This is a genomic window from Streptomyces sp. NBC_01171, from assembly GCF_045039805.1.
Classification (GTDB): Bacteria; Actinomycetota; Actinomycetes; order Streptomycetales; family Streptomycetaceae; genus Streptomyces.
In genome coordinates, this window is record NZ_CP108609.1 from 1310740 (window position 1) to 1337353 (window position 26614).

Below are 26614 nucleotides of genomic sequence, written 5' to 3' on the forward strand. Positions count from 1 at the left end.
GGTCCGATGAGTTCTCGCGGAGTTAACCTGCCCCAACAGGAGCCGTTCGGGCTCCTGTTGGCGTGTCGTCGAGCGCTCAGAACGACCCGTACTCGGGGCTGCCCGCCAGGTCGTACGACTGGATGGAGACGCCCTTGCCGGTGACCGTGCCGCCCGCGTGCCGGAAGCGGGTGGGGACGGCACCCTCCACGAACAGCCGGCGCCCCTCGCCCAGCACCACGGGGAAGGTGAGCAGGTGCAGGGTGTCGATCAGGCCGAGGTTCACCAGTGAGCGGACCAGCGCCCCGCTGCCGTGGATCTGGACCTCGCCCTCGGTGCGCTCCTTCAGCGCCTGGACCTCCTTGCCGAGGTCGCCGGAGAGCACGGTCGTCCCGGCCCACTCGGGGTCCTCGACGGTCGCGGAGACGACGTACTTCGGCAGCGCGTTCAGCTTGGCCGCGACCGGGTTCTCGGGGTCGGTCACCTTCGGCCAGTAGCCGGCGAAGATGTCGTAGGTGTGGCGGCCGAGCAGGAAGGCGCCGGCCCGGCCGAAGCTCTCGCCGACGAAGCCGCCGAAGTCGTCGTCGGCGTACGGGAAGGTCCAGCCGCCCTGGCCGAAGCCGCCGCTGGTGTCCTCCTCGGGGCCGCCGGGGGCCTGGTAGACGCCGTCGAGCGAGACGAACACGGTGGAGACGAGCTTGCCCATGGGGTGCCTTCTTCCGGGTGCGGGGTCGTGCTGTCAACGATGCAGACCCCGCGTGGGACCGCAACTCATCGGTCCCCCGGACGTCTCAGCCGTCCAGCTCCCGGTACCTGGCGGCCAGGCGGCTCGCGCCGGCCTCGGTGAGAGAGCCGAAGAGACGCAGCCGGGAGATCCCGCCGTCCGGATGGATGTCCAGGCGCGCGTGCGTGCCGACGGCGGGCGCAGGGAGCGGGAAGCGGTGGTTGGTGTCCGGCTGGAGCCGGGTGCGCGGCAGGATCTCGGTCCACTCGCCGCTCTCGCCGTCCCGCACCGACACCGACGCCCAGCCCGCGCTGTTCCCCTTCAGATACGCCGTGTCGATCTCCACCGCACGCACCAGCGCCTGCTCGGTCAGCCGGTACGTGATCCAGTCGTGGCCCCGGTCGCGGCGGCGCCGGGTCTCCCAGCCGTCGTCCATCCGCTGCGAGCGGCCCGGCCGGACGGTGTTGGCGGCCGGGGAGTAGAAGCGGTCGGAGGCGTCCTCGGCCCGGCCGCCGTTCTCCAGCGCGGCCACGTCGAAGGTGCCGAGCGTGGCAAGCCACTCGGGGTCCGGGACGATCTCGCCGTACGCGCGCAGCCGGGCGACGCCGCCGTCCGGGTGCTGGTTCAGCCGGAGGTGGGTGAAGCGCTGGGGCGCGGTGACGAGGAAGCCGTTCGCCGCGTGGCCGCCGACCGGGGTGATCGGGACGAGCGTCGTCCACTTCACGTCGTCGCCGAGCAGGTCCTCGGGGGACGGGTTGCCGGGCGCCGAGGTGGCCTCGACGGAGACGGCCTGCGGGTGGTTGCCCCGGAAGTGCGCGGTGTCGACGACGATGCCCCGGATCACGCCGGGCGTGCCGAGGCGGATCAGCGCCCAGTCGTGGTCGTCGGCGCCCGGCCAGGGGTCCTCGGCGCTCGGGCCGCGCCGACGGCGGGTCTCCCACCCGTCCATGATCTTGCCCTTGTGACCGAAGCGGCCGGGCTCGAACTCGGCGCGGTGGGGCAGCAGCAGGTTCTCCCGCTCGGCGAAGAACTCGTCGTTGGCGGCGATCACCCCGGCCCCCAGGCGCCGGTCGGCGAGGTCGGGGTGGTGGGTGAAGGGGAAGTCGGCGGTGCGGTAGTCCGCGTAGGGGTCGCCGCCGCCGTAGGGAGCCGCGTCGCCGGTGAAGCGGGGCGGGGTGGGGGGTTGCTGCGCCGTCACGGTGATCGGGGGTCCTCTCGGCAGGGGTGGGCTCAACCGGTCCGGGTGAGCAGGCGGCCCTTCGGCTCGGTGAACTCGCCTTCGGTGTAGATCTGTTGACCGCGCAGCCAGGTGGACCGCACCACGCCGTGCAGGGTCTTGCCTGCGTACGCGGTGACCGGGTTGCGGTGGTGGAGGCGGGCCGGGTCGACGGTGAAGGTGTCCTCCGGGGCGAGGACGGTGAAGTCGGCGTCCCGGCCGGGCGCGATGGCGCCCTTGCGGGCGAGACCGGCGAGCGCCGCGGTCCGGGCGGACATCCAGCGCACCACGTCGGTCAGTTGGTGCCCGCGTGCGCGTGCCTCGGTCCAGATCGCGGGGAGGCTGAGCTGGAGGCCGGAGATGCCGCCCCAGGCGGTGGCGAAGTCCGGCGTCTTGAGGTCGGCGGTGGAGGGCGAGTGGTCGGTGACGACGCAGTCGATGGTGCCCTCCGCGAGCGCCTGCCAGAGCAGGTCCCGGTTGGCGGCCTCACGGATGGGCGGGCAGCACTTGAACTCGCTCGCCCCGTCCGGGACTTCCTCGGCGCTCAGGGTGAGGTAGTGCGGACAGGTCTCGACGGTGACGCGGACACCGTCGGCGCGGGCGGCGGCGATCAGCGGGAGCGCGGCGGCGGACGAGAGGTGGAGTACGTGTACGCGGGCGTGCAACCTTCGCGCCTGTTGCAGCAGTTGGGCGATGGCGTCGGTCTCGGCCGCGTGCGGGCGGGAGGCGAGGAAGCCCGCGTACGCCGGTCCGGCGGGGGCGTCCGTGAGGTGGGACGGGTCCTCGGCGTGCACGATCAGCAGGCCGTCGAACCCGGCGATCTCGCCCAGCGAGCGGGCCAGTTGGGCGTTGTCCAGGTGCGGGAACTCGTCCACGCCGGACGGCGAGAGGAACGCCTTGAAGCCGAACACCCCGGCCTCGTGCAGCGGGCGCAGGTCCTTGACGTTACCGGGCAGCGCACCGCCCCAGAAGCCGACGTCGACGTGAGTCCGACCCTGTGCCGCCTCCCGCTTCACCCGCAGGTGGTCGACCGTGGTGGTCGGCGGCAGGGAGTTCAGCGGCATGTCGACGAGTGTGGTGATACCCCCGGCCGCCGCAGCACGGGTCGCCGTCCAGAACCCCTCCCACTCGGCCCGGCCGGGATCGTTGACGTGCACGTGCGTGTCGACCAGACCGGGCAGCAGCGCGTCGTCGCCCAGGTCGACGGCCGGAACCCCCACCTCGTACGGCAGCACGGCCCCGATCGTCCCGTCGACGATGGTGACCGTGGCGGGCAGCACCCCCTCCGGGGTGACGACCCGCGTGGACCGCAGCGCCAGCTCGACGTCGTCGGACACCCGAACCCCTCTCCGCCGTTCACGCCCAGGAAACGGTATTTACACCCATGTAACGGACTTCAACGTTCTGTTGAAGGAGTCTCGCCGGACGCTCGGGCACGAGTCAAGGGTGCCAGGCGCTGGGGCCGCGCGGCCTGAGCGGGCGAGGGGGTGTTCACGGGGCTTGGCCCCAGATGTCGCCGCACGCCACGGGCCGGTTCGCCGGACGCCGAGGTGCGGCTGGCGCCGAAGCGGACGCCCCGTCGCCAGATGCCCCGCGCCTGCCCTCGCCCCGGTCCGCATCCCGGCATGCTGGTCCCATGACACCCGACCAGGCCCCCCGCCACCCCCAAGTCGCCGGGCTCCTGCTCGCCGCCGGAGGCGGGCGGAGGCTCGGCGGGCGCCCGAAGGCCCTGCTGCGGCACGACGGGGCCCTGCTGGTCGAGCGGGCGGCCCGCGCACTGCGGGCGGCCGGGTGTACCCGCGTGCACGTGGTGCTCGGAGCGGGGGCCGACGAGGTGCGCGCACAAGCCGAGTTGAGCGGATGCGTGCTCGTGGACAACCCCGGCTGGGGCGAAGGGATGGGCTCCTCCCTGCGCGCTGGGCTCCACTCCCTCGCGGACACGGACGCGCGGGGCGTCCTGGTGAGCCTCGTCGACCAGCCGGGCATCGGCCCCGAGGCGCACGCCCGGGTGCTGGCCGCGTTCTCCGACGAGACCTCCCTCGTGTCGGCAGCGTACGACGGCAAGCGCGGGCACCCGGTGCTGCTCGGCGCCGCCCACTGGCCCGGTGTGGCCGCGACCGCCGAGGGCGACCGGGGCGCCCGCGACCATCTGCGGCAGCACTCCGCCGAGATCCGGCTCGTGGAGTGCGGGGACGTGGCCGAGCCGTACGACATCGACACCGGGGCCGACCTCGGCAGGCTGCGCCCCGGCGGGGCCCATTGAGGTTCGGCGATCAGGAAATTACGCTGCCCAGTCCGACCAGCCCGCCACGGAGGAAGTGACCGCTCATGTCCGCACCCGCGTCCCCGCCGGTCGTTGTCGACGCCGAGCCGCTCCCCCGGCAGGAGGAGGTCCTCACCGGCCCGGCGCTGGACTTCCTCGCGGAGCTGCACCGGCGGTTCACGCCGCGCCGGAACGAACTGCTGGCCCGCCGGGCCGAGCGCCGCGCCGAGATCGCCCGTACCGGCACGCTGGACTTCCTGCCCGAGACGGCCGGGGTGCGGGCCGACGACTCCTGGCGGGTGGCCCCCGCGCCGCCCGCGCTGGAGGACCGCCGGGTGGAGATCACCGGCCCGACCGACCGCAAGATGACGGTCAACGCCCTCAACTCGGGCGCCAAGGTCTGGCTCGCCGACTTCGAGGACGCCTCCTCCCCCACCTGGGAGAACGTGATCCTCGGCCAGCTCAACCTGACCGACGCCTACGCCGGCCGGGTCGACTTCACCGACGCCCGCAGCGGCAAGTCGTACGCGCTGCGCCCGCAGGAGGAGCTGGCGACGGTCGTGATGCGGCCGCGCGGCTGGCATCTGGACGAGCGGCACCTCAAGGGGGCCGACGGGGCACCGATCCCGGGTGCCCTGGTCGACTTCGGCCTGTACTTCTTCCACAACGCCGCCCGCCTGCTGGAGCTGGGCAAGGGCCCGTACTTCTACCTGCCGAAGACCGAGTCCCACCTCGAAGCCCGCCTGTGGAACGACGTGTTCGTCTTCGCACAGGACCAACTCGGCATCCCCCAGGGCACCGTACGGGCCACCGTACTGATCGAGACGATCACGGCGGCGTACGAGATGGAGGAGATCCTCTACGAACTCCGCGACCACGCCTCCGGATTGAACGCGGGCCGCTGGGACTACCTGTTCTCCATCGTGAAGAACTTCCGTGACGGCGGACCGGAGTTCGTGCTGCCGGACCGCAACCTGGTCACGATGACGGCGCCGTTCATGCGCGCGTACACCGAACTCCTCGTCCGCACCTGCCACAGGCGGGGCGCGCACGCGATCGGCGGGATGGCCGCGTTCATCCCGTCCCGCAAGGACGCCGAGGTGAACAAGGTGGCGTTCGAGAAGGTGCGGGCGGACAAGGACCGCGAGGCGGCCGACGGCTTCGACGGCTCCTGGGTGGCCCACCCGGACCTGGTGCCGATCGCCATGGAGTCCTTCGACAAGGTGCTCGGCGACCGCCCGCACCAGAAGGACCGACTGCGCGAGGACGTCCACGTCGAGGCGGCCGACCTGATCGACATCGGCTCGCTGGACGCGAAACCGACGTACGCGGGGCTGGTCAACGCGGTGCAGGTCGGCATCCGGTACATCGAGGCGTGGCTGCGCGGGCTCGGCGCGGTGGCCATCTTCAACCTGATGGAGGACGCGGCCACCGCCGAGATCTCCCGCTCGCAGATCTGGCAGTGGATCGACGCGGGCGTCGAGTTCGAGAACGGCGAGCGCGCCACCCCCGAGCTGGCCCGCCGGCTGGCGGCGGCCGAGCTGGAGGCGGTGCGCGCGGAGATCGGCGCGGAGGCGTTCGCGGCCGGCCACTGGCAGGAGGCGCACGACCTGCTGCTGACGGTGGCGCTGGACGAGGAGTACACCGACTTCCTCACCCTTCCGGCCTACCGGCACCTCACCGGCTGAACTCGCTCACTTGTCGGAGTGACCGAGGGACCGCTCCGGCGCCACCCGGTCGCGTACCAGCCGCTTGACCGCCGTGGGCTCGGGAAAGCCCTGCTCACGGCGGTCCCAGACCGGCTCGCCGTCCACCCGGACGACGAAGACGCCGCCGGTGCCGGGCTTGAGCGCGAGTGCCTCCAGCTCGGTCTCGAAGGTGGTGAGCAGCTCCTGCGCCAGCCAGGCCGCGCGGGGCAGCCAGCGGCACTGGGTGCAGTACTCGATCTCGACTCGGTGACTCACGAAAATCCTTTCATCCCAGGTGAACCGACCAGTCCTGTTCCGCCGCCGGGCGGCCGTGCAGGTCGGGGACCCGCTTGAGCCAGTCCGGGCGCCCCCGCTGGGACCGCTCGGCGCGGGCGGCCTCCTCGGCGGCGAGTTCCGCGCGGTCGGGGAAGTCGGTGGGCAGCCACTCGGCGGAGAGCCGGGCGCGGGCCAGCAGGTGGTCGACGTATGCGGCGCGGGCCTCGTCCGGGGTGGCGAAGGCGGGGTCGTCGGTGAGCCAGGCGTCGGGCACCTCGGCGAGGATGCCGCGCAGCAGCTCCTCGGTGACCTTGGGGGCCAGCTCGGCGTCGGCGGCGCGCACGTCGGGGCCGTACTGGCCGAGGGCGTGGTGGCGGAAGTCGTACTTGCGGCCGGGGTCGGTGGTGTCCCAGCGGTGGTGGAAGACGAGGGCCGCGCCGTGGTCGATGAGCCACAGGCGCGGGGGCGCGGTGCCGAAGGTCGGCCAGACCATGAGGTTGGAACTGTGGACGGTGCGGTCCACGTTGGCGGTGAGCGCGTCCAGCCAGACGATCCGGCCCGCCTCCAGCGGGTCCACGGGGAAGTGCCGGGCGATCTCGGGGGTGAGGTCGCGGGCGCCCGGCAGGTAGTCCATGCCCAGATTGACGCCCGCGCTGGCGCCGTGCAGCTCGCGTACCTCCTGGTGCGGCTCGTCGGCGGCCACGGCAGGGTCGAAGTGGACGAGCACCAGCTCGGGGAAGCGCAGGCCCAGGGCGCGGGCCAGCTCGCCGACGATCACCTCGGCGACGAGCGCCTTGCGGCCCTGCGCGGAGCCGGTGAACTTCACGACGTAGGTCCCCAGGTCGTCGGCCTCGACGACCGCGGGTACGGAGCCGCCGGTGCGCAGTGGCTCGATGTAGCGGGTTGCGGTGACCTCGGTCAGCATTCACCCAGGTTATGCGATCGCGAAAGCCCGCTCGGGGCCCTGGAAAGGACCCCGCCTCTCTGCCAAGATCACGACTCGTCCGGTCACCGTTCTTCACAGGGGAGTTCACATGCGCGGGGACAGAGTCGGCGGAGTGCGGCGAGCGGGTACGGTCCTGACGGTGACGCTGCTGACCGCCGGGCTGAACGCCATGGGCGGTGTCACCCCCGCCTTCGCGGCGGGGAGCGGGCCCGTCTTCAACGTTCCCGGTCCGAACAGCAGCCAGGCGGAGAAGGAGGCGATACGCACCCAGTTCCTGAACGTCATACAGAACGCCGTACCGGGCTCCACCCTCAAGATGGCGATGTACCACCTGTGGGACGCGACCGTGGCGCAGGCCATGGCCGACGCGCACGACCGCGGGGTGAACGTGCAGGTCATCATGGACAGCACCGAGACCTCCAGCGACGGTGACGGCACCAGTTACCCCCTGCTGACCGCCGCCCTCGGCACCGACACCTCGGCCCCCTCCTTCGTGACGCTGTGCGGCGCCGACCACGCCTGCAATTCCACGGTGACGCCGTCGATCAACCACAACAAGTTCCTGATCTACGACGTGGACAACGGCGCCACCTCCACCGTCATCCAGTCGTCGTCGAACCTCACGCCCTCGAACTACTCCAAGTTCTGGAACGACGCGATGGTCGTGCAGAACGACCAGGGCGTGTACCAGGCGTACACCACCTACTTCGCCAAGCTGAAGGCGAAGAACGCGGCCGGCTGGGCCTATCTGACGCCCACCCCGCACAGCCCGTACACGTACTACTTCTTCCCGCGCCCGAAGGACGATCCGCGCCCCGGGGACACGATCGTCAACGTGCTGGACAACATCGGCTGCACCTACACCGAGGGCGGCACCACCAAGCACTCCACCGTGCGGGTCGGCATGTACAAGATCACCCGGCAGGGCGTGGCCGACAAGCTGAAGGCGCTCAGGAACGCCGGGTGCAATGTCGACATCGTGTACACGCAGATGGACAGCGCCGACTCCACCGGCAGCGCGGGCACCTGGGAGGCGCTGCACTACAGCGGCGGGCCCGCCGTGCGGTGCGTGAACTTCGACGACGACGGCGACGAGGGGACCACGAAGCCCACCCAGCGCCAGATCATCCACTCCAAGTTCCTGCTGATCGAGGGCAAGTACGGGGACGACACCGGCCGCAAGGTGATGTGGACCGGCAGCCACAACTACAGCGGGCCCGCGCTGACCAACAACGACGAGGCGCTGCTGAAGGTCGACGACCCGGGCATCTACGCGAGCTATGTCACCCGCTACAACGCCGTGCGGGCCGCCGCCAGCCCCGGTACCGCCGACAACAACCCGGCGTGCAAGGGCGTGACCGAGGCGCCGGACGCCTGACCGCGTCCCCGTTACCGGGCGCCGCCCTCGTACAGCGGGTTCGGCAGCGGCAGGTAACGGGCGTCCGCCCCGTCCGCGCCGGTCCAGCGGAGCAGCAGGTTGGTCTTGCCGGGCAGGGCGGGAGCTGCGAGCAGGGCCGGTATCTCCGGGAGCGGGTGGCGGGACAGCTCGGCGCGGACGGCCGGCCAGGGGTCGAGGCCGGGGTGGTGTTCGGCGAGGGCGGCGGCGATCTCGCCGAGGTGGTTGACGAGCAGGCAGTACACCAGCCGCTCCCACCCGGCCTCGCGGCTCACGTCGGACAGCAGCTTGGCGCCCTCGGCGTCCCGGAACAGCGCCTGCACGGGCGTTCCGGTGGCGTCGACGGCGACGAGGGTGTTCTGGAGGTGCGCCTCCAGCACCACCCCGTGCTCGTCGAAGGCGCGGAGCGCGGGCGGGACGACCTGGCGCAGATACGCGGACCACCAGGCGTCGGGATCGGGCGCGGCGGCGAGCGGGCTGCCGTCGAAACCCTCCGCGAGCCCGGCGGCGAGCAGCGGTGTGGCGCCGGGCAGGAGGTGGCCGCGCAGGCCGTCACGGACGAGGACGGCGAGTTCCTCGAAGGCGAACGCGGCGGTGCGGTAGCCGCGGTCGCTCAGCCAGGCCGCGGGCGGCTCCATGGCGGCGAACGCTTCACGGGTCGCGGTGTCGGTGCGGTCGAGCTTCTCCAGGTCGTGGCGCCACAGCCGGCGGATGTCGTTGGTGATGCGGACGTCCAGGCTGAACTTGAGGAAGAGGTCGCGGGCCGGTTCGTACACCGTGCGCACGGCCGCCGTCGGCCAGACCACTGACTCGGTGGTGCCGAGCCGGATCAGACGCCGGTCGGCGAAGGCGGGGGCGAGGTCGCCGGCGAGGAGGTCGAGCTGCCAGGGGTGGGCGGGCAGCAGGCGGTAGCCGGGCGGGGCGGTGCCGAGGGCGTCCAGGGCACCGGTGTCGCCCTCCTCCACGGCCTGGTCCTCGCGCACCCCGAGCAGCACCAGCGGGAACCGGGCGTGCGCCTCGGGGGCGTACGGCAGCCAGGCCGCGACCGGCCCGCCGCCGCGCGCCTTGGGCGCCGGGTGGTGGGGGTGGCCGGTGATCAGCGACTGCTCGGAGCGCAGATACGGGTCCTCGGGGGCGAGGGTGCGGGCGCGGCCGGTGAGCAGGGCGGCGACGGTGTCGCGGCTGTCCAGCATCTCGGCGGGCAGGTCGTCGTTGGGCAGTCCGGTGTGGGCGCGCAGTTCCTCGGCGACGAGTTTGACCAGTTCGGCGTGGGTGAGCCGGTGCCAGGCGCCGTCCGCGTGCACCTCGGGGTCGGCCGGGCGGCGGCCGGGGCGCACCCGGAGCAGCCGACCGGTGCCGGGCAGCCGGTACACGGCCCGGTCCCCGCTCTCCGGGACCGGCCGGGCCACCTCGCGCAGCAGGCAGTTCAGCAGCGGCGCCGAGGCGTAGGCGTCGGCGCGCCGGGCGGCGTCGGTCGGGGGCTTGAGGTCCACGCGTTCCACTCGTTCTCGTCGTGCTGACCGGCCTCGGAGGGGCCGACCGTGCTCAGTATGTCTGCGGTATCCGACAATCGTGCCCTGAGCTGCCAGTCCCCGAGGAGCCGACCGTGTACCACTCCCCCACCGCCGAGGCCGAGGTCGCCGAGGAGCTGGCCGCCGTGCGGCCCGCCCTGCGCGACCGCTACACGGCCGCGCTGCCGGGAGCCCGCGCGGCGGTGCTGACCCGGCTGTGGCGGGCGCTGGCGCACGAGCCGTTGCCGTGGGTCGCGTCCCGGACGCGGGGGGCACACGGGCTGACGGTACGGCTGGCGGACGGCCGGGCGCTGCACGGCCCGCGCTCGGACCCGTACGCGACCGGCGACCGCGTCACCGAGGTCCGCCTCGACCGGGAGCGGTACGCGGACCCCGCGCGGCTGATGACGGACCTCGCGGTGCCGCACGCGGCCGCGTTCGCCGCCGAGTTGGCGAACAGCGCGGCCTCGCTGGCGCTGTCCCGCGCCGGGGTGGCCGAACCGGGTGCCCGGTGGCCGGAGCGGGACTGGGAGTGGGAGCAGCGGGTGGTGGACGGCCACCCCTTCCATCCCAACTGCCGTTCCCGGCCCGGCTTCTCGGTGGCCGACCAGTTGGCGTACGGGCCGGAGCACCGGCCGGTGGTGGAGCTGGGCACGGTCGCGGCGCCGGTGGACGAGTGCCTGGTGTCGGGCGAGTGGCCGGGCGAACTCCGTTCCGGTGGCGATCTGTTGCTGCCGGTGCATCCCTGGCAGGCGGCGCATGTGCTCAAGCGGGCCGCCGAGCCGTGGCGTCCGGCGCATCCGCTGATGTCGCTGCGCACGCTGGCGCTGCCCGGCGGACCGCATGTGAAGACCGCGCTGAGCGCCCGGCTGACCTCCTCGGTGCGGGACATCTCCGCGTACTCGGTACGGGCGTCGGCCGCGCTGTCGGTGCTGGCGGCGGAGCTGGTCGGGCGGATGGACGGGCTGCTGGAGGTCACGCACACGATCGGCGCGGCCACGGCCCACTCGCCGGATCTGGCGGTGCTGCTGCGCGAGTCGCCCGAGACGTACCTGACTCCGGGCGAGCGGGTGCTGCCGGTGGCCGCGCTGGCCACCACCGCGCTGCCCCAATCCCCCGACTGGCTGGCCGCGTTCACCCGGCTCGCGCTCACGGCGGGGCTGCGGCTGCTGGACCTGGGAGTGGCGTTGGAGGCGCACGGCCAGAACCTCCTGGTGGTGCTCGCGCCGGACGACACCCCGCTGCGGCTGATCTACCGCGACCTGGCCGACATCCGCGTGAGCCCGGCCCGGCTGGCCCGACACGGCATACGTGCAACCGAGTTGACGGGACGCCTGGTCACGGATGACGAACTCACCCTGCGCCGCAAGCTGTTCGGCTCGCTGGTCGGGGGCGCGCTCGCGGCGACGGCCGGTTCGGGCCCGGCGCTGGGTGCCGCACTGCGGGCCGCGCTGCCGGATCTGCCCCGTACGCCCGACCTGGCGGCGCTGTGTGAAAATCCGCTGCCCGTCAAGGCGTTGACCCTGATGAGGCTGTCTCCGGAGACTCCAGGCGACCTGTGGACGGAGCTGCCCAGCCCCTTCGTTTTGGAGCCCGACACGTACGATCAATAAGATCCGCCGATGATCAGAAGACAACGGCTGGCGGCGGGCGTCTGCGCCCTGCTCGCCGCCCTGGCGGCCGGGATCGCGTGTCCCGGCGGGGCCGCAGCGGACGAGACCGAGCCGCAGCCCGCTCCGAAGGTCGAACTCGTCCTGGATGTCAGCGGTTCCATGCGCACCCGGGACATCGACGGCGGTACCCGGATGGCGGCGGCCAAGCAGGCGTTCAACGAGGTGCTCGACGCGACGCCCGAGGAGGTGGAGCTGGGCATCCGCACCCTGGGCGCCAACTACCGCGGCAACGACCGCAAGGAGGGCTGCAAGGACACCGCGCAGCTCTACCCGGTCGGCCCGCTGGACCGCACCGAGGCGAAGACGGCGGTGGCCACCCTGGCCCCGACCGGCTGGACCCCCATCGGCCCGGCGCTGCTGAAGGCGGCCGGCGACTTCGGGAACGGTGACGGCACCCGCCGGATCGTCCTGATCAGCGACGGCGAGGACACCTGCCAGCCCCTCGACCCGTGCGAGGTGGCCCGCGAGATGGCCGCCAAGGGCATCGGCCTGACCATCGACACCCTGGGCCTGGTGCCGGACGCCAAGACCCGTGACCAGTTGAGCTGCATCGCGGACGCCACCGGCGGCACCTACACCTCCGTGCAGCACAAGGAGGAACTGACGGACCGCGTCGGCCAGTTGGTCGAACGGGCCGCCGATCCGGTGGTGACGCCGGTGGCCACCGAGGGCGCCGACGCGTGCGCCGGGGCCCCCGCGCTCAAGTCCGGTCTGTACACGGACCGCGAGGAGTTCGGCAAGCAGCGCTGGTACAAGGTCGACGTCCAGCCCGGCCAGGAGCTGCGCGCCTCGGTGAGCGTCGCCGACGACCGCGCCACCAACCCCAACTATGGTGTACTGCTGCGGGCGGTGACCCAGCAGGGCCGCGAGATCGTACGCGGCGAGGGCGCCGGCACCGGCCGCACCGACGCCATCTCCACCGGTCTGCGCTACCCCAGGCCCGAGTCCGACGACGACAACGCGACCCCGGAGACGGTGTGCCTGCAGGTGACCAACTCCTTCTCGGCCACCCCCGGCGTGAAGACCACCCCGGGCATGCCGCTGGAGCTGACGGTCGACGTGGTGGACGGTCCCTCGACCGCCTCCGACGTGGCCTCCTTCGGCCTCGGCCGAGGCTGGTGGCTGCTGGCCGCGCTGGTGCTGACCGGTTTCGTCGCGGGTCTGCTGTGGGGCTGGCTGTCCCGCTGGCGGGTCGCGGTCTGGAGGACGAACTGATGCGTGCGACACGTGTGCTGAGCGCGGCCCTGCTGACGCTGGGCCTGGCCGCCGCCCCCGCCGCGGCCGACTCCTCCCCCTCCCCGAGCGCCTCGGCGGACGGCAAGGCCCCCACCCAGGCGGGTACGTCCTTCCGTACGGCGGCCGAGATGGACCAGGGCCAGACGGCCACCGCGTCCGCGTCCACCGGTGACTACCTGTACTGGTCGTTCCCGGCCGACACCGGGCAGCGCCCGACGGTCAAGGCGACGGTGAAGCTGCCGGACTCGCACGCCGCGCAGACCTGGCAGCTCGACGTCTACGACGGCCTGCGGCGCCACCAGTCCTGCCAGTACGGCGCCGCCACCCGCACCGCCGAGCAGGGCACGGCCACGGTCGAACTGGCCTGTGTGCTGCGCACGGTGCGCGCCTGGTCCGAGCCGTGGGCCAACGACCCGCTGCCCGGCACGTACTACGTGCGGCTGACGGTGCTGAACCTCGGCTCCGCCGACCTCGGCCTGCCGGTGCGGGCCGAAGTGCGCGCGGACTCGAAGGACATCGGCGGCGCGGCGGCGGTGGACGGCTCGCTGGGCAAGCCGCTCGTCCCCGGTGTCGCGGTCAAGTCCGAGGCGGAGAAGGACGGTTCGAAGTCGGCCGTGCTCTCCGCGATCGAGCCCGACGACGGCTGGTCCTCGCACTGGTGGTCCAGCCGCTGGGTGTGGACCGCCGTCGGCGGTGTCCTGGCCGCGCTCGCGGGCATCGGCGGTTACGCCCTGACCCGGGGCCGGGGACGCCCGACGTACGTCCCACCGGGCGCCTGACCCGGACGAAGGCCCGCCGAAACGGCGGGCCTTCGTCATTCCCGCAGCGCCTTGGCGAGGGCGCCGTCGCCGGTCACCGTGACCCGCCCCGCCCGCACCGCGTCCGCGATCCCCGACTCGCCCCGGCAGACCTCCGCGCAGGTCGCCGCGTCCATCACCAGCCGGGCGTCCGCGGCCCCCGGCGCCGGTCCGTGTCCGTACACCGGCCCGTCCTCCGCACCGACGTACAGATGGAAATCGCCCTCCTCCAAGGCGACTTCGACCACCCCGGCCCCCGCCTCCGCCGCGCTCAGCGCCGCAAGCAGCGGCAGCGCCGACCAGTGGGCGCGTACCGCGTCGGTGGGCCGCAGTTCCGCCAGCTCGGGGCTTCCCCACTCCCCCAGGGCGTGCAGCACGGGCAGCAAGTCCCGCCCACGCCCGGTGAGTTCGTACACGTAGGCGGCGCCGGGCGGGGGCAGCTTCCGCCGGGCGGTGAGTCCGTCCCGCTCCATGTCCTTGAGCCGGGAGGCGAGCACGTCCGTGCTCACGCCGGGGAGGTCCGCGTGGAGGTCGGTGTAGCGGCGGGGTCCCGCCAGCAACTCCCGGACGATCAGCAGGGTCCAGCGGTCCCCGACGAGGTCCAGGGCGCGGGCCGCGGAGCAGTACTGGTCGTAGCGTCGGCGAGGTGGCATGCGACGCAGTCTAGACATGTTGTTGGACTTTCCAAGCTCCTACTTGGTAAAACCAAGCAACACCAGTTACCGGAGGGGTCGCGGCGCATGGAGTTCCGGCAGTCGAACAAGCTCAGCGAGGTCTGCTACGAGATCCGCGGTCCGGTGATCCAGCACGCGGACGCGCTGGAGGAGGCGGGGCACAGTGTGCTGCGCCTGAACACCGGCAACCCGGCGCTCTTCGGTTTCGAGGCGCCGGAGGAGATCACCCAGGACATGATCCGGATGCTCCCCCGCGCCCACGGCTACACCGACTCGCGCGGCGTCCTCTCGGCCCGCCGGGCGGTGGCCCAGCGCTACCAGACCCTCGGCCTGGAGGTGGACGTCGACGACGTGTTCCTGGGCAACGGCGTCTCCGAGCTGGTGTCCATGGCCGTACAGGCGCTGGTGGAGGACGGCGACGAGGTCCTCATCCCGGCCCCGGACTTCCCGCTGTGGACGGCGGTCACCACGCTGGCCGGCGGCAAGGCCGTGCACTACCTCTGCGACGAGCAGTCCGACTGGGCCCCCGACCTGGCCGACATGGCGTCGAAGATCACCGAGCGCACCAAAGCCGTGGTCATCATCAACCCCAACAACCCGACCGGCGCGGTGTATCCGAAGGAGATCGTCGAGGGCATCCTCGACCTGGCCCGCCGCCACGGCCTGATGGTGTTCGCGGACGAGATCTACGACCAGATCCTCTACGACGACGCCGTCCACCACTCGGCCGCCTCCCTCGCCCCCGACCTGGTCGTCCTCACCTTCTGCGGACTGTCCAAGACCTACCGGGTGGCGGGGTTCCGCTCCGGCTGGCTGGTGGTCACCGGGCCCAAGCAGCACGCCAAGAGCTATCTGGAGGGCCTGACCATGCTGGCCTCCATGCGGCTGTGCCCCAACGCGCCCGCCCAGTACGCCATCCAGGCCGCGCTCGGCGGCCGCCAGTCCATCCACGAACTCACCGCGCCGGGCGGCCGGCTGTACGAGCAGCGGAACGTGGCCTGGGAGAAGCTGAACGAGATCCCCGGCGTCTCCTGCGTCCGCCCCAAGGGCGCGCTGTACGCCTTCCCGCGCCTCGACCCCAAGGTGCACAAGATCCACGATGACGAGAAGTTCGTCCTCGACCTGCTGCTCCGCGAGAAGATCCAGGTCGTCCAGGGCACCGGCTTCAACTGGCCCACCCCCGACCACTTCCGCATCCTCACCCTCCCCTACGCCGACGACCTGGAGGCGGCCATCGGCCGGATCGGCCGCTTCCTGAGCGGGTACCGGCAGTAGCTCGGCGGGGGGCTGTCAGTGCCCGGCCGTACGCTTCGAGGACCAGTAGCGGACCGGAGGGAGCACCGCCGTGGCACGACCGCCCACCGCCGCCCAGCGCCGCGTCATCGAGGATGCCGACCCCGGCACCGGGCGGCTGCGGGGCACGGACGCCCAGCTCGCCGCGCTGGTCCGGCTCGGCCTCGCCTTCCGGCACCCCCGGCCGCCCCACGACCACTTCCTGACCCCGGCCGGCCACCGCCTGCGCGAAGCCGAACCGGAACCCGCCGCCCCCGCCGCCTCCGCCGGTGTCTTCGCCGCCCGGGTCGGCGGCGCGGAGGAGGCACCGCCCGGCCCCTCCCGGGCACGCGAGGTGCGCGACGCCTGGCAGGGCCTCATGGAACTGCGCCGCATGACCAACCCCGACAGCGCCACCGACCGCCCCTGCGGCTGGGAGCGCACGCACCTGGTCCGCGCCGCCGCCCTCGCCCTGGAGGCGGCCGGCCACCACCCAGAGAACGCGGGCACCCCCGGCTACCGCGTCCGCGCGACCCCGCAGCCGGAGGCGGTCGCGGTGTACGGCCCGGCACTCCAGCCGTACACGGCCACGCTGGAGGCGGCGGGCTGGCAGTGCGGCGAATACACCGATGCCCGCACCAGAACCCGCCACCTCCTCGCGTCCCCACGCCGGGTGTGAGAGCCCGGTCAGCTCCGCGCGAGCCGCTGCGCCTGCTCGCGGGTGGTGCGGGCGATCGCGTCCTCGTCCACGTGCAGCAGCCCCCCGTCCGCCACGATCTGCCGGCCGCCCACGAAGGAGGCCGTGACCGGGGCGGGCGCGCCGAGCACCAGGGCCGCCACCGGGTCGGCGATGGAGGCGTGGGCCAGGGTGTCCATGCGCCAGAGGACCACGTCGGCGAGCTTGCCGGGCTCCAGGGAACCGATCTCCCGTGCCCGGCCCAGGACTTGGGCGCCACCGTAGGTGCCGAGGCGGAGGGCCTGACGGGTGGTGAGCGCGGCTTCCCGGTGCGGGCCGAGGCGGGCCACGAGGAGGGCGTTGCGCAGTTCGGTGTGGAGTTCGCCGGACTCGTTGGAGGCCGTGCCGTCCACGCCCAGGCCGACCGGGACGCCCGCCGCCAGCAGGTCCGGCACCCGCGCGATCCCCGCCGACAGCCGGGCGTTGGAGGACGGACAGTGGGCGACGCCGGTGCCGGTGCGGGCGAAGGCGGCGATGTCGGAGTCGTTCATGTGGACGCAGTGCGCCATCCACACGTCCTCACCCAGCCAGCCGGTGGACTCGAAGTACTCGGTCGGGCCCACCCCGAACAGCTCGTGGCAGAACTTCTCCTCCTCCACCGTCTCCGAGCCGTGGGTGTGCAGCCGCACCCCCAGCCGCCGCGCCAACTCCGCTCCCTGCCGCATCAGTTCGGTGGAGACGGAGAAGGGTGAGCAGGGCGCGACCGCGACCTGGGTCAGCGCGCCGAAGGAGGGGTCGTGGTGTTCGCGGACGGTGGCCTCGGTGGCGGCCAGCGCCTCGTCCAGGCTCTCCACCGCGAAGTCCGGCGGCAGCCCGCCGTCCGACTCGCCCCGGTCCATCGAGCCCCGGGCCAGGGTGAGGCGGACGCCGGTGTCGCGGGCGGCGCGCACGATGGCGCCGGACAGGTCTCCGGTGCCGCGCGGGTAGACGTAGTGGTGGTCCATCGCGGTGGTGACACCGCCGCGGGCCATCATCGCCAGCGAGCCCCGCGCACCCGCGGACACCATGTCCTCGTCGATGCGCGCCCAGGTCGGGTAGAGCGCGGTCAGCCAGTCGAAGAGGTTGTGGTCGGTGGCCAGGCCCCGGGTGAGCCACTGGTAGAAGTGGTGGTGGGTGTTGACCAGGCCGGGGGTGGCCAGGTGCCCGGTGGCGTCGATCCGGCGGGTGACCCCGGTGAGCCCCTCGGGGGCCGGGCCCGGTCCCACGCTTTCGATGCGGTCGTCCGCGAGGACGAGGTGCCCCGTGGCGTACTCGGTGTCGTCGGCGTCCACGGTGGCGATCGCGCAGTTCTCGATGACGATGCGCTCGGCTGCTGCCACGGTTCGTCCTTCGCTCTCAGAGGTTGGTGAGGTCCACCGGGATCGCCGCCTCGCGGCCCTCGCGGAGGACGGTCGCCTCGATCAGGCCGTAGGGCCGGTCGGCGGCGAGGTACACCTCGTTGTCGTTGGTCAGCCCGAAGGGCGTGAGGTCGGCCAGGAAGTGGTGCTTGTTCGGCAGGGAGAGCCGGATCTCATCCGTCTCGGCACGCTCCCCGATCACCCGCGCGCCCATCTCGTACAGGGTCTGCTGGAGGGAGTACGAGTAGGTTCCGGCGAAGGCTTCCAGCAGGTGGCGCCGGGTCTCGGCGTAGGAGGCGTCCCAGTCCGGTGCGTCGCCCTCGCCGGTCCAGCCGTACCGCCAGCGGGCGCTCACCTCGGTGGCCAGCACCCGGTCGTACGCCTCGGGCAGGGTGGTGTACTCGTCCTTGGCGTAGCCCCAGAACTCGGAGTCGGTGGAGTTCAGCACCACCAGGTCGCGCAGGCCGGAGACGACCTGCCAGGACGTGCCGTCGTGGAAGACCTGGGTGAGCCGGACCTCCTGGCCCTTGCGGACGAAGGAGTGCCCGCCGTCTTCCGCGCCGATCCGGTCCCAGGCGTACTCCTCGATCCGGATGCGGGCCGTGCGGATCGCCTCCTGGGAGGTGACGAAGTGCCGGGCGAGGTGGATGCCGAACTGCTCGGCGGACTCGATGCCGTACCGCTTGGCGAACGCGTACACCGTGTTCTTGGTGGTGTCGGTCGGCAGGACGTGGGCGTTGGAGCCGGAGTAGTGGACGTCGTCCATGTCGCCGCTGAGGGTGACCGAGACGTTGAGGTCCTTGATGTGGTGGGTGGCGCCGTCGCGCGTGATCCGGACGACCCGGTTCTCGGCCTTGCCGTACTGGTTCTGCGCCAGGATCGCGGGCCCGGCCGGACGGGACGTTTCTGCCATGAAAGCTAGCTCCCTCGGTATACGGAGTAGCCGAACGGGCTGAGCAGCAGCGGGACGTGGTAGTGCTCCCCGGCCCGGACGGCGAAGGTGACGGTCACCTCCGGGAAGAACGCGTCCCCTCTCCCGCTCAGGTACGGCTCCACGGCGAAGTCGAGCCGCACCTGCGCGGTTTCCCTGGGCGGGGCCGGCAGGTCCCGGCAGCGGCCGTCGGCGTCGGTGGTCCCCTCGCCGAGCGGCCGCCATTCGGCGCCGGAACCGGTGCGCGCCGAGAGGCGGACGGTCACGCCCTGGGCGGGGCGGCCGAGCGAGGTGTCCAGGATGTGCGTGGACACGGAGGCGGTGGTGGTCATGGTGCGGGCGTCCTTCAGGCGACGAGTCGGGCCAGGCGGATGCGGTTGATCCTGCCCAGTTCGGCGCGGGCGATCTCCCGTTCCCGCTCCGGCGTGTTGCCGAGCCGCTCCGTCAGTGCGTCGCGCATCTGCTCACCGGTCAGGCCGGTGGCGCAGATCAGGAAGACATGGCCGAAGCGGTCCTGGTAGGCGAGGTTCAGTTCGAGCATCTCGGCACGCAGGGCGTCGGAAGCGTCCGCCATGCCGCGCTGCTCCCGCGCGGAGGCGGGGTCGCCGGGCTTGGGACGGCCGATCGGGGGGTGGCCCGCCATCGCCTCGGCCAGGTCGTCGGCGCCGAGTCCGGCGAGGGCCGCGTCGGCGGCGAGGTAGAGGTCGTCCGGGGTGGCGTACGGGCGGGCGACCAGGAGCAGGCGGCCCCAGGCGGTGGAGGCGCACACCTCGTGCAGGGCGGCGAGCGCGGCCTCGTCCCCGAGGGCGTTGAACCGGGCCAGGCCCAGGGGGGTGGCGGGCGATGTCACGGGCGCCTCCGTGGCCGCGAGGGCCGTCGTGCCGGACGGGGTGCCGTCAGCTAACGCCTCACCGCGACGACACGTCAACACTTTGTTGAAAATTCTGGGTTACCTGCCCCGGACGGGCTCAGCGGCCCTTCTCCCGGTTGAGGTAGTTGTAGATGGTGAAGCGGCTGACGCCGAGCGCCCCCGCCACCGTCTCGACTCCGTGCCTGACGGCGAAGGCGCCGCGCGCCTCCAGCGTCCGGACGATCTCCTGCTTGGCCTTGCGGTCCAGCTCTGCCAGCGGCCGCCCCTCCCGGCGCTCCAGCGCGGTGAGGATGTGGTCGAGGGACTCCGCGAGCTGCGGCAGCCGTACGGCGACGACGTCGGCGCCCTCCCAGGCCAGCACCACGTCGTCCGGGCCCGCCTCGCCCGGCGGCAGGAGTTCGCCGCCCATGGCGTCCACGAGGGGTCGCACGGCCGCGAGGAAGGGCTCTTCGGCGGTCACCTACCGCTCCTCCCCGACGACGTTGACCTGGAGGGATATCCGGGTCGCCCCGGCCTCCAGACTCCGCCGCAGCAGCGCGTCCACGGCAGTGAGCACCCCGTCCGCGCCGCCCTCGGCCATGGTGCCGAACGGTCCCACGTCCACGGTGTCCAGACCGCCGCCCTCGACGACCTCGCGGGCCGCCACGGCGTGCGCGGGCGGGACGTCCAGGTCGAAGGGTTCGGTGGTGAACTCCACTCGCAGTCTCAACTCTGCCCCCAGGTCTAGGTCGTACGACCTTAGTGGACGCCCCCGAGAGCACAGGTCGGCCCCGCGGGCTGCTCCCGCGGGGCCGGTGAGGTCACTCGGGCAGGTCCCCCGTCGCCCAGTCGGTGTCGGGTGCCGTGGTCAGGGTGAAGTCCAGTCTGCCGCCGTCGCGCGCCTGGGCCGGGGTGAGCCAGGAGCGGGTCACCGGGTGCCCGTCACGGCGTACGGCGCCGATGTAGACGTGGGTGTCGTCGGCCTCGGGGGCGGTGATGACGAGGTCGGCCCGGCCCGGGCGGTCCACGGTCGCCCTCGGGAACACCGGGGCGCCGAGCAGCAGGGTGGCGCTGCCGGGGGTCTGCGGGTAGATGCCGAGGGCGGAGAAGACGTACCAGGCGGACATGGTGCCGAGGTCGTCGTTGCCGGGGAGGCCGGCGGGGCCGGTGCCGTAGACGGTGTCGAGGATCCGGCGCACCGTCGCCTGGGTCTTCCAGGGCTGCCCGAGCGCGTTGTAGAGCCAGGGGGCGTGGATGCCGGGCTCGTTGGTCGGGTCGTAGCGCAGGGGGTCGCCGCCGCGTACGGACCAGGAGCCGTCCGGGTTGTGGAAGAAGCCGTCGAGCCGGGTCGCGGCCACGCTCCGGCCGCCCATCGCGTCGGCGAGCCCCTGGACGTCGTGGGGCACCATCCAGGTGTAGGTGGCGCTGGTGCCCTGCGCGAACCCGAGGTCGCTCGCGGGGTTGAACGGCGTGACCCAGGAGCCGTCGAGCTTGCGGGCCTGGACGTAGCCGGTGGCGGGGTCGAAGACGTTGCGCCAGTAAGCCGCGCGGTCGGTGAAGACCTTCGCGTCCTCGTCCCGGCCGAGCCCGCGCGCCCACTGGGCCAGGGAGAAGTCCGCGACCGCGTCCTCCAGGGTCTCTGCCGCGCCTCCCCAGCAGTGGCAGGCGTCCTGGGGCGCGTAGTGGGACACCAAGTACTGGGCCAGGTTCGGGCGTTGACCCTCGCACTGGCCGGGGCAGCCCGCGTCGGAGAGGTCGTCCGGGGTGGGGACGGTCGCCTGGCGGACAAGTGAGGCGTAGGCACCCCGGTAGTCGAAGTTCCGTACCCCCATGGCGTAGAAGGTGGCCAGGGTGGCGGCGGACGGGTCCCCCGTCATCACGTGGGTGGCGCCGCTGATGTGCACCCAGCGGTCCCAGACCCCGCCGTTCTGGCGGGCGAAGTTGTACAGCGACTGCGCGAAGTCGCCCGCCACCGTGGGCCGCAGCAGCGCGAGCAACTGGATCTGCGCCCGGTACTGGTCCCAGCCGGAGAAGTTGCTGTACTGCGCCCGCTGCCCGCGCGCCGGCCGGTGCACGGCCTGGTCCATGCCTCGGTAGCGGCCGTCGGTGTCGCTGATCAAATTGGGCTGCATCAGGGAGTGGTAGAGCGCGGTGTAGAACGCGGTACGCCGGGCCGTACTCCCGCCCTCGGCGCGTACGGTGCTCAGCTCGCGGTCCCAGGCGCGCGCCCCGGCGGCGGCCACGTCGGCGACGCTCGCCCGTGCGGGGATCTCGTGGCGGAGGTTGGCCTCGGCGCCCGCGAGGCTGACGTAGGAGATGCCGAGACGCATGTGGACATCGTTGTCAGACGCCGTGTCGAAGCCGACCCAGCCGCCGGAGCCGCGTCCGGCGCGGTCGGCGCCCGTGGCGTAGCCCTCGCCGCCGGAGGCCGTGGTGGAGCCGGGCGACAGGGTGCCGTCGTGCCAGGTGCCGGTGGTGGCGAAGGCGCGGTCGAAGGTGGCGCTGAAGTGCAGCCGGTAGTAGCTCTTGCGGTTGTTGGTCCCGCCGTTGGCACGGCGGCCGCAGAACGCGCCGGTCAGCACCCAGCCGGTCACCTTGCGATGGGCGGCGTCGATGTCGATGTGCGCGTCCTCGCTGCCGTTCAGCGAGTTGGAGACGCGGAAGAGCAGGCTCGCCGGGCGGCCGGCCGGGAAGGCGAAGTCGGCGACCCCGGCCCGCCTGCTCACCGCGAGGTCGGCCGAGGCGCCGGAGGCGAGGCCGAGGGTGTAGCGGCCGGGTACGGCCTTCTCGTCGGCGTGGGAGAAGTCCGCCGCGTAGACGGCGTCCTTGGTGTCGGCGGACGGGGAGGACGTGATGTCACCGGTGAACGGCATGATGGGGACGTCCCCGGCCGCGCCTGGGTGGCAGCCGGCGCCGTTGACATGGGTGAGGCTCAGACCGCGTATCCGGGTGGTGTTGTACGCGTACCCGTTGGCCGCGCCGGTGCTGGTCTGGTCCCCGGCGGTGCTGGTGGGCGACCAGGCGATCATGCCCTGGGGCAGGGTGGCGCCGGGGAATGTGTTGCCGCCGTTCGCGGAGCCGATCAGCGGGTCCACCAGCGACGACAGCCGCTCCGGCCCGCTCGCCGCGACGGCCGGGAAGGGGGCCGCCACGGTGAGCGCTGTGGTGACGGCCGTGACGGCCGCTCGGGTGCCGAGCCGTCTCGCGGCGCGTAGGAGGGCGTGGCGCATGCGTCGGATCTGCCTTTCCATGGGGGACATCGGGCGCGGCGAGGCTAGAAGCCCGGCCGGTGCGGGGGAAGAGGGCCGGGGGCCGCGCGCGGTGAAACCTGGGCGAACTCTCGGGCCGCCCCCCACCGGTCCGAGTAGCGGCGCCGGGCGATCCGCAGGACGCTGAAGACATGGAGCGTCCGACACCGCACCCGCACATCGTGGTCCACTCCCCGGCGCTCGACGGCTCGCGCCGGGTCACCGAGGGCGACGTGACGCTCGGCCTCGCCTCGCACCTGGACGACGTGGTCGAGATCCTGCGCATGGCCGACCTGGACCGGATCGAGGTCGAGGTGAGCGATCTGATCGACTGGCAGGGCGGCGGCCCGGACGACTGGCCGGGACTGTCCGAACACGAACTGTGAGGCGCCTGGTCACCGGGCCAACCTCAAATCAACCTCTGAAGACCGCCCGAAAGGCTTCAACCGCCCTCGAACGAGGGCAGATTGAGGGGGCGAGGTCCCGCCGGGACGGGGGTGGCGGGCCTTGCGTACGGGGGACTTGTGGGGCGCGGTCTCGGCCGGAAGGCAACGGGGGCGACCGCGCCCCACAGGCACGTCAGGAGCCGTGGGCCCGGCGCAGCTCGACCTTGCGGACCTTGCCCGACACCGTCATGGGGAAGGCGTCGAGGAGCTGGAGCCGGCTCGGGATCTTGTAGTGGGCCAGCCGGTCCCGGCAGAAGGCGCGCAGTTCCTCCAGCGTGAGCGGGTCGGCCGGGTCGAGCGGGATGACACAGGCGAGGACCTCCTCGCCGTACCGTTCGTGCGGTACGCCGACCACCTGGACGTCCCGGATCTTGGGGTGGGCGTAGAGGAACTCCTCGATCTCGCGCGGGTAGATGTTCTCGCCGCCCCGGATGATCATGTCCTTGATGCGACCGACGATCTCCACATAGCCGTCCTCGCGCATGACGGCGAGGTCGCCGGTGTGCATCCAGCGGCCGGTGTCGATGGCCTCGGCGGTCTTCGCGGGCTCCTCCCAGTAGCCGAGCATGACGCTGTAGCCGCGGGTGCACAGCTCGCCGGCCTCGCCGCGGGGAAGGGTGACGCCGGTGGCCGGGTCGACCACCTTGACCTCCAGATGCGGCAGAACGCGGCCGACCGTGCCGGTGCGGTGCTCCAGGTCGTCGTCGACGCGGGTCTGGAGGGAGACCGGGGAGGTCTCGGTCATGCCGTAGCAGATGGACACCTCGGCCATGTGCATCTCGGCGACCACCCGCTTCATCACCTCCACCGGGCAGGGCGAGCCCGCCATGATGCCGGTGCGCAGGGTGGAGAGGTCGTACTCCGCGAACTCGGGGAGGTTCAGCTCCGCGATGAACATCGTGGGCACCCCGTACAGCGAGGTGCACCGCTCCCGCTGGACGGCCTCCAGGGTGGCCCTGGGCTCGAAGGACGGGGCCGGGATGACGATGCAGGCGCCGTGGGAGGTGGCCGCGAGGTTGCCCATGACCATGCCGAAGCAGTGGTAGAAGGGCACGGGCACGCAGATGCGGTCCTGCTCGGTGTAGGCGACCAACTCCCCCACGAAGAAGCCGTTGTTGAGGATGTTGTGGTGGGAGAGGGTGGCGCCCTTGGGGAAGCCGGTGGTGCCCGAGGTGTACTGGATGTTGATCGGGTCGTCACAGGACAACTCGGCTTCGCGGGAGCGCAGTTCCTCGCGCGAACCCTCGACGCCGAGCGCGTTGAACTCCTCCCAGCTCGCGTCGCCGAAGTACACCGTCCGCGTCAACTCCGGGAGCTTCGGGCGCACTTCGTCCACCATCGACCGGTAGTCGCTCCCCTTGTGCTCGGTGGAGGCGAACAGCAGGGAGACACCGGCCTGCCGGAGGACGTACTCGACCTCGTGGGTGCGGTAGGCCGGGTTGACGTTGACCATGATCGCGCCGACCTGCGCGGTGGCGTACTGGACCAGCACCCACTCCGCCCGGTTGACCGCCCAGACGCCCACCCGGTCGCCCTTGGCCACCCCGGCGACGAGCAGCGCGCACGCCAGCCGCTCGACGTCGGCGGCGAACTCGGCGTAGGTCCAGCGGCGCCCGGCGGGGACGTCGACCAGGGCCTCCCGGTCCGGCCAAGTGGCCGCCGTACGGGCGAGGTTGGTGCCGATGGTGTCACCGAGCAGGGCGGTGTCGCCGGTGCCGTGGGTGTAGGAGAGGGTCACCGGAAGTCCTCCTCGCGGTACTCGTCCGCCGAGCCCGCGGCCGTGGCCTCGCGCAACTCGATGCGGCGGATCTTGCCGGACACGGTCTTGGGCAGCGGCCCGAACTCCAGCCTGCGCAGCCGCTTGTAGGGCGCGAGCACCTCACGGGAGTGCTCGAAGAGCGCCTTGGCGGTGCCGGGTCCGGGCTCCCAGCCCTCGGCGAGCACCACGTACGCCTTCGGCACCGCGAGCCGGAGTTCGTCGGGTGCGGGGACGACGGCCGCCTCGGCCACCGCCTCGTGCTCCAGCAGCGCGCTCTCCAGCTCGAAGGGGCTGATCTTGTAGTCGCTGGCCTTGAAGACGTCGTCGCTGCGGCCCGTGTAGTAGACGTACCCGTCGGCGTCGCGGGAGCCGATGTCGCCGGTGCGGTAGTAGCCGTCGGCCATCGCCTCGGCAGTGCGCTCGGGGTCGCCGTGGTAGCCGGTCATCAGGCCGACGGGCCGCGCGGAGAGGTCGAGCGCGATCTCGCCCTCGGTGGCGCCGGGCGCGCCGGTGACCGGGTCGAGGAGTTCTACGCGGTACCCGGGGCTGGGCCGGCCCATGGAGCCCGGACGCAGCTCCTGGCCGGGGCTGTTGGAGATCTGCACGGCCGTCTCGGTCTGCCCGAACCCGTCCCGGACGGTCACGCCCCAGGCGCGCCGGACCTGCTCGACCACCTCGGGGTTGAGCGGTTCCCCGGCGGCGACGGCCTCGCGGGGCGGGGTGGCGAGCTGGGTCAGGTCGGCCTGGATCAGCATCCGCCACACGGTGGGCGGCGCGCAGAACGTGGTGACCTGGGCCCGGTCCATCTCGGCCATCAGCCGGGCGGCGTCGAAGCGGGCGTAGTTGACGACGAAGACGGTCGCCTCGGCGTTCCAGGGTGCGAACAGGTTGGACCAGGCGTGCTTGGCCCAGCCGGGCGAGGAGATGTTGAGGTGCACGTCACCGGGCTGGAGCCCGATCCAGTACAGGGTGGCGAGATGGCCGACCGGGTACGAGGTGTGGGTGTGCTCGACCAGCTTGGGGCGGGCGGTCGTCCCGGAGGTGAAGTACAGCATCAGCGGGTCGTCGGCGAGGGTCGGCCCGTCGGGCAGGAACCCGCCGGGCACCGCGTAGGCGTCCTCGTACGGCTCCCACGCCTCCTCGGGCAGCCCGCCCACCGAGATGCGGGTGTAGGTGCCGGGGACCTCCTCGAACTTGGCGGTGTCCTCGGCGCGCGCGATCACGTGCGCGACCTCGCCGCGGTCGACCCGGTCGCGCAGGTCGGCGGGGCCGAGCAGCGGGGTGGCCGGGATGACCACGGCCCGCAGCTTCATCGCGGCGAGCATGGTCTCCCACAGCTCGGCCTGGTTGCCGAGCATGACGAGGACCCGGTCCCCGGCGCCGACGCCCAGCGCCTTCAGGTGGTTGGCCACCCGGTCGGAGCGGTCGGACAGTTCGGCGAAGGAGAGCCGGGTCTCGGTGCCGTCCTCCTCGACGATGTGCAGGGCGGTGCGGTCGTTGCCCTCCGCGATCACGTCGAACCAGTCCAGCGCCCAGTTGAAGTGCTCGAACTCGGGCCAGCGGAAGCCCTCGTGGGCGCCCTGGTAGTCCTCCCGGTGCTCCAGCAGGAAATCGCGGGCGCTGCGGAACAGCTCCGTCGGGGTCGTCATCCGTGTC

The 26614-nt window shown here is 72.5% G+C and carries 25 protein-coding genes; 9 read left to right on the plus strand and 16 right to left on the minus strand.

The window, feature by feature from the left end:
• Positions 1-76 precede the first annotated feature (76 nt).
• From OG448_RS06075 to allB, 3 genes are all read right to left on the minus strand, one after another.
• On the minus strand, positions 77-685 hold the full coding sequence (locus OG448_RS06075) for a dihydrofolate reductase family protein (protein ID WP_405551886.1): 609 nt from the start codon (positions 683-685) through the stop codon (positions 77-79).
• Positions 686-770: 85 nt separating this feature from the next.
• Entirely contained in the window at positions 771-1907 is a 1137-nt protein-coding gene (gene alc / locus OG448_RS06080; RefSeq protein WP_405558704.1) for an allantoicase, read from the minus strand.
• Positions 1908-1933: 26 nt separating this feature from the next.
• Positions 1934-3256 (minus strand): allantoinase AllB, encoded by a 1323-nt coding sequence (gene allB / locus OG448_RS06085; RefSeq protein ID WP_405551887.1) that lies wholly within the window; start codon positions 3254-3256, stop codon positions 1934-1936.
• A 299-nt stretch (positions 3257-3555) separates the two neighbouring features.
• On the opposite strand from allB, the gene OG448_RS06090 reads away from it, so the two are divergent.
• On the plus strand, positions 3556-4182 hold the full coding sequence (locus OG448_RS06090; RefSeq protein WP_405551888.1) for an NTP transferase domain-containing protein: 627 nt from the start codon (positions 3556-3558) through the stop codon (positions 4180-4182).
• A 65-nt stretch (positions 4183-4247) separates the two neighbouring features.
• Positions 4248-5870 carry a malate synthase A gene (gene aceB / locus OG448_RS06095; protein WP_405551889.1) on the plus strand — a complete coding sequence of 541 codons (1623 nt, stop codon included), beginning with the start codon at positions 4248-4250 and terminating at the stop codon, positions 5868-5870.
• A gap of 6 nt (positions 5871-5876) precedes the next feature.
• Here aceB and OG448_RS06100 read toward each other — a convergent pair whose 3' ends face one another.
• Together OG448_RS06100 and OG448_RS06105 are read right to left on the minus strand one after the other, a co-directional pair.
• Positions 5877-6146, minus strand: coding sequence for a SelT/SelW/SelH family protein (locus OG448_RS06100; protein ID WP_130336800.1), 270 nt, complete (start codon positions 6144-6146; stop codon positions 5877-5879).
• 10 nt (positions 6147-6156) lie between these two features.
• A complete protein-coding gene (locus OG448_RS06105) occupies positions 6157-7071 on the minus strand; it encodes a HipA family kinase (RefSeq protein ID WP_405551890.1) in 915 nt (304 codons plus the stop codon).
• 109 nt (positions 7072-7180) lie between these two features.
• On the opposite strand from OG448_RS06105, the gene OG448_RS06110 reads away from it, so the two are divergent.
• The gene (locus OG448_RS06110; protein WP_405551891.1) at positions 7181-8470 is read left to right on the plus strand and encodes a phospholipase D-like domain-containing protein; all 1290 of its coding nucleotides are present in this window, start codon (positions 7181-7183) and stop codon (positions 8468-8470) included.
• Positions 8471-8481: 11 nt separating this feature from the next.
• Here OG448_RS06110 and OG448_RS06115 read toward each other — a convergent pair whose 3' ends face one another.
• The gene (locus OG448_RS06115) at positions 8482-9990 is read right to left on the minus strand and encodes an IucA/IucC family protein (RefSeq protein ID WP_405551892.1); all 1509 of its coding nucleotides are present in this window, start codon (positions 9988-9990) and stop codon (positions 8482-8484) included.
• Between the two features lie 104 nt (positions 9991-10094).
• Between OG448_RS06115 and OG448_RS06120 the strand changes: the two genes are divergently transcribed.
• The 3 genes from OG448_RS06120 to OG448_RS06130 are packed head-to-tail and all read left to right on the plus strand — an operon-like array spanning position 10095 to position 13687.
• Positions 10095-11612 (plus strand): IucA/IucC family protein, encoded by a 1518-nt coding sequence (locus OG448_RS06120; RefSeq protein ID WP_405551893.1) that lies wholly within the window; start codon positions 10095-10097, stop codon positions 11610-11612.
• A 9-nt stretch (positions 11613-11621) separates the two neighbouring features.
• A complete protein-coding gene (locus OG448_RS06125; protein WP_405551894.1) occupies positions 11622-12887 on the plus strand; it encodes a VWA domain-containing protein in 1266 nt (421 codons plus the stop codon).
• Positions 12887-13687: a hypothetical protein gene (locus OG448_RS06130; protein WP_405551895.1), complete on the plus strand. Its 801-nt coding sequence runs from the start codon at positions 12887-12889 to the stop codon at positions 13685-13687. The genes OG448_RS06125 and OG448_RS06130 overlap by 1 nt, the downstream gene beginning before the upstream one ends.
• Positions 13688-13722: 35 nt before the next feature.
• Here the strand turns inward: OG448_RS06130 and OG448_RS06135 are convergent, their stop codons facing one another.
• A complete protein-coding gene (locus OG448_RS06135) occupies positions 13723-14358 on the minus strand; it encodes a winged helix-turn-helix transcriptional regulator (RefSeq protein WP_405551896.1) in 636 nt (211 codons plus the stop codon).
• Between the two features lie 87 nt (positions 14359-14445).
• Here OG448_RS06135 and OG448_RS06140 point away from each other — a divergent pair, with 87 nt between their 5' ends.
• Both OG448_RS06140 and OG448_RS06145 read left to right on the plus strand, forming a co-directional pair.
• The gene (locus OG448_RS06140) at positions 14446-15654 is read left to right on the plus strand and encodes a pyridoxal phosphate-dependent aminotransferase (protein WP_405551897.1); all 1209 of its coding nucleotides are present in this window, start codon (positions 14446-14448) and stop codon (positions 15652-15654) included.
• A gap of 70 nt (positions 15655-15724) precedes the next feature.
• A complete protein-coding gene (locus tag OG448_RS06145; protein ID WP_405551898.1) occupies positions 15725-16330 on the plus strand; it encodes a hypothetical protein in 606 nt (201 codons plus the stop codon).
• Positions 16331-16338: 8 nt separating this feature from the next.
• Here OG448_RS06145 and OG448_RS06150 read toward each other — a convergent pair whose 3' ends face one another.
• From OG448_RS06150 to OG448_RS06180, 7 genes are all read right to left on the minus strand, one after another.
• Positions 16339-17706 (minus strand): 8-oxoguanine deaminase, encoded by a 1368-nt coding sequence (locus OG448_RS06150; protein WP_405551899.1) that lies wholly within the window; start codon positions 17704-17706, stop codon positions 16339-16341.
• 16 nt (positions 17707-17722) lie between these two features.
• Complete coding sequence (gene pucL, locus OG448_RS06155) at positions 17723-18637, minus strand: factor-independent urate hydroxylase (RefSeq protein WP_405551900.1); 915 nt, start codon at positions 18635-18637, stop codon at positions 17723-17725.
• Positions 18638-18642: 5 nt separating this feature from the next.
• On the minus strand, positions 18643-18987 hold the full coding sequence (gene uraH, locus OG448_RS06160; protein ID WP_405551901.1) for a hydroxyisourate hydrolase: 345 nt from the start codon (positions 18985-18987) through the stop codon (positions 18643-18645).
• 14 nt (positions 18988-19001) lie between these two features.
• On the minus strand, positions 19002-19505 hold the full coding sequence (gene uraD, locus OG448_RS06165; protein ID WP_405551902.1) for a 2-oxo-4-hydroxy-4-carboxy-5-ureidoimidazoline decarboxylase: 504 nt from the start codon (positions 19503-19505) through the stop codon (positions 19002-19004).
• 118 nt (positions 19506-19623) lie between these two features.
• Positions 19624-19935, minus strand: coding sequence for a helix-turn-helix domain-containing protein (locus OG448_RS06170; protein WP_366569918.1), 312 nt, complete (start codon positions 19933-19935; stop codon positions 19624-19626).
• A gap of 51 nt (positions 19936-19986) precedes the next feature.
• Positions 19987-20235, minus strand: coding sequence for a hypothetical protein (locus OG448_RS06175; protein ID WP_405551903.1), 249 nt, complete (start codon positions 20233-20235; stop codon positions 19987-19989).
• 91 nt (positions 20236-20326) lie between these two features.
• A complete protein-coding gene (locus tag OG448_RS06180; protein ID WP_405551904.1) occupies positions 20327-22735 on the minus strand; it encodes a GH92 family glycosyl hydrolase in 2409 nt (802 codons plus the stop codon).
• Positions 22736-22905: 170 nt separating this feature from the next.
• Here OG448_RS06180 and OG448_RS06185 point away from each other — a divergent pair, with 170 nt between their 5' ends.
• Positions 22906-23139 (plus strand): hypothetical protein, encoded by a 234-nt coding sequence (locus OG448_RS06185; RefSeq protein ID WP_030816483.1) that lies wholly within the window; start codon positions 22906-22908, stop codon positions 23137-23139.
• A gap of 193 nt (positions 23140-23332) precedes the next feature.
• On the opposite strand, the gene OG448_RS06190 is transcribed toward OG448_RS06185, so the two are convergent.
• Together OG448_RS06190 and OG448_RS06195 are read right to left on the minus strand one after the other, a co-directional pair.
• Entirely contained in the window at positions 23333-24937 is a 1605-nt protein-coding gene (locus OG448_RS06190; protein WP_405551905.1) for an AMP-binding protein, read from the minus strand.
• Positions 24934-26607, minus strand: a complete 1674-nt coding sequence (locus tag OG448_RS06195) for an AMP-binding protein (protein ID WP_405551906.1) — start codon at positions 26605-26607, stop codon at positions 24934-24936. Before OG448_RS06195 ends, OG448_RS06190 begins: the two co-directional genes overlap by 4 nt.
• Positions 26608-26614 lie beyond the last annotated feature (7 nt).

Excerpts from the sequence above, each read along its gene's own strand:
- OG448_RS06090 (WP_405551888.1), top strand. The coding sequence starts at position 3,556 with ATGACACCCGACCAGGCCCCCCGCCACCCCCAAGTCGCCGGGCTCCTG.
- pucL (WP_405551900.1), bottom strand. The coding sequence starts at position 18,637 with ATGGCAGAAACGTCCCGTCCGGCCGGGCCCGCGATCCTGGCGCAGAAC.
- OG448_RS06170 (WP_366569918.1), bottom strand. The coding sequence starts at position 19,935 with ATGGGCGGCGAACTCCTGCCGCCGGGCGAGGCGGGCCCGGACGACGTG.
- OG448_RS06110 (WP_405551891.1), top strand. The coding sequence starts at position 7,181 with ATGCGCGGGGACAGAGTCGGCGGAGTGCGGCGAGCGGGTACGGTCCTG.
- OG448_RS06075 (WP_405551886.1), bottom strand. The coding sequence starts at position 685 with ATGGGCAAGCTCGTCTCCACCGTGTTCGTCTCGCTCGACGGCGTCTAC.
- OG448_RS06135 (WP_405551896.1), bottom strand. The coding sequence starts at position 14,358 with ATGCCACCTCGCCGACGCTACGACCAGTACTGCTCCGCGGCCCGCGCC.
- OG448_RS06180 (WP_405551904.1), bottom strand. The coding sequence starts at position 22,735 with ATGCGCCACGCCCTCCTACGCGCCGCGAGACGGCTCGGCACCCGAGCG.
- OG448_RS06195 (WP_405551906.1), bottom strand. The coding sequence starts at position 26,607 with ATGACGACCCCGACGGAGCTGTTCCGCAGCGCCCGCGATTTCCTGCTG.
- OG448_RS06125 (WP_405551894.1), top strand. The coding sequence starts at position 11,622 with ATGATCAGAAGACAACGGCTGGCGGCGGGCGTCTGCGCCCTGCTCGCC.
- OG448_RS06105 (WP_405551890.1), bottom strand. The coding sequence starts at position 7,071 with ATGCTGACCGAGGTCACCGCAACCCGCTACATCGAGCCACTGCGCACC.
- aceB (WP_405551889.1), top strand. The coding sequence starts at position 4,248 with ATGTCCGCACCCGCGTCCCCGCCGGTCGTTGTCGACGCCGAGCCGCTC.
- uraH (WP_405551901.1), bottom strand. The coding sequence starts at position 18,987 with ATGACCACCACCGCCTCCGTGTCCACGCACATCCTGGACACCTCGCTC.
- OG448_RS06130 (WP_405551895.1), top strand. The coding sequence starts at position 12,887 with ATGCGTGCGACACGTGTGCTGAGCGCGGCCCTGCTGACGCTGGGCCTG.
- OG448_RS06185 (WP_030816483.1), top strand. The coding sequence starts at position 22,906 with ATGGAGCGTCCGACACCGCACCCGCACATCGTGGTCCACTCCCCGGCG.
- OG448_RS06140 (WP_405551897.1), top strand. The coding sequence starts at position 14,446 with ATGGAGTTCCGGCAGTCGAACAAGCTCAGCGAGGTCTGCTACGAGATC.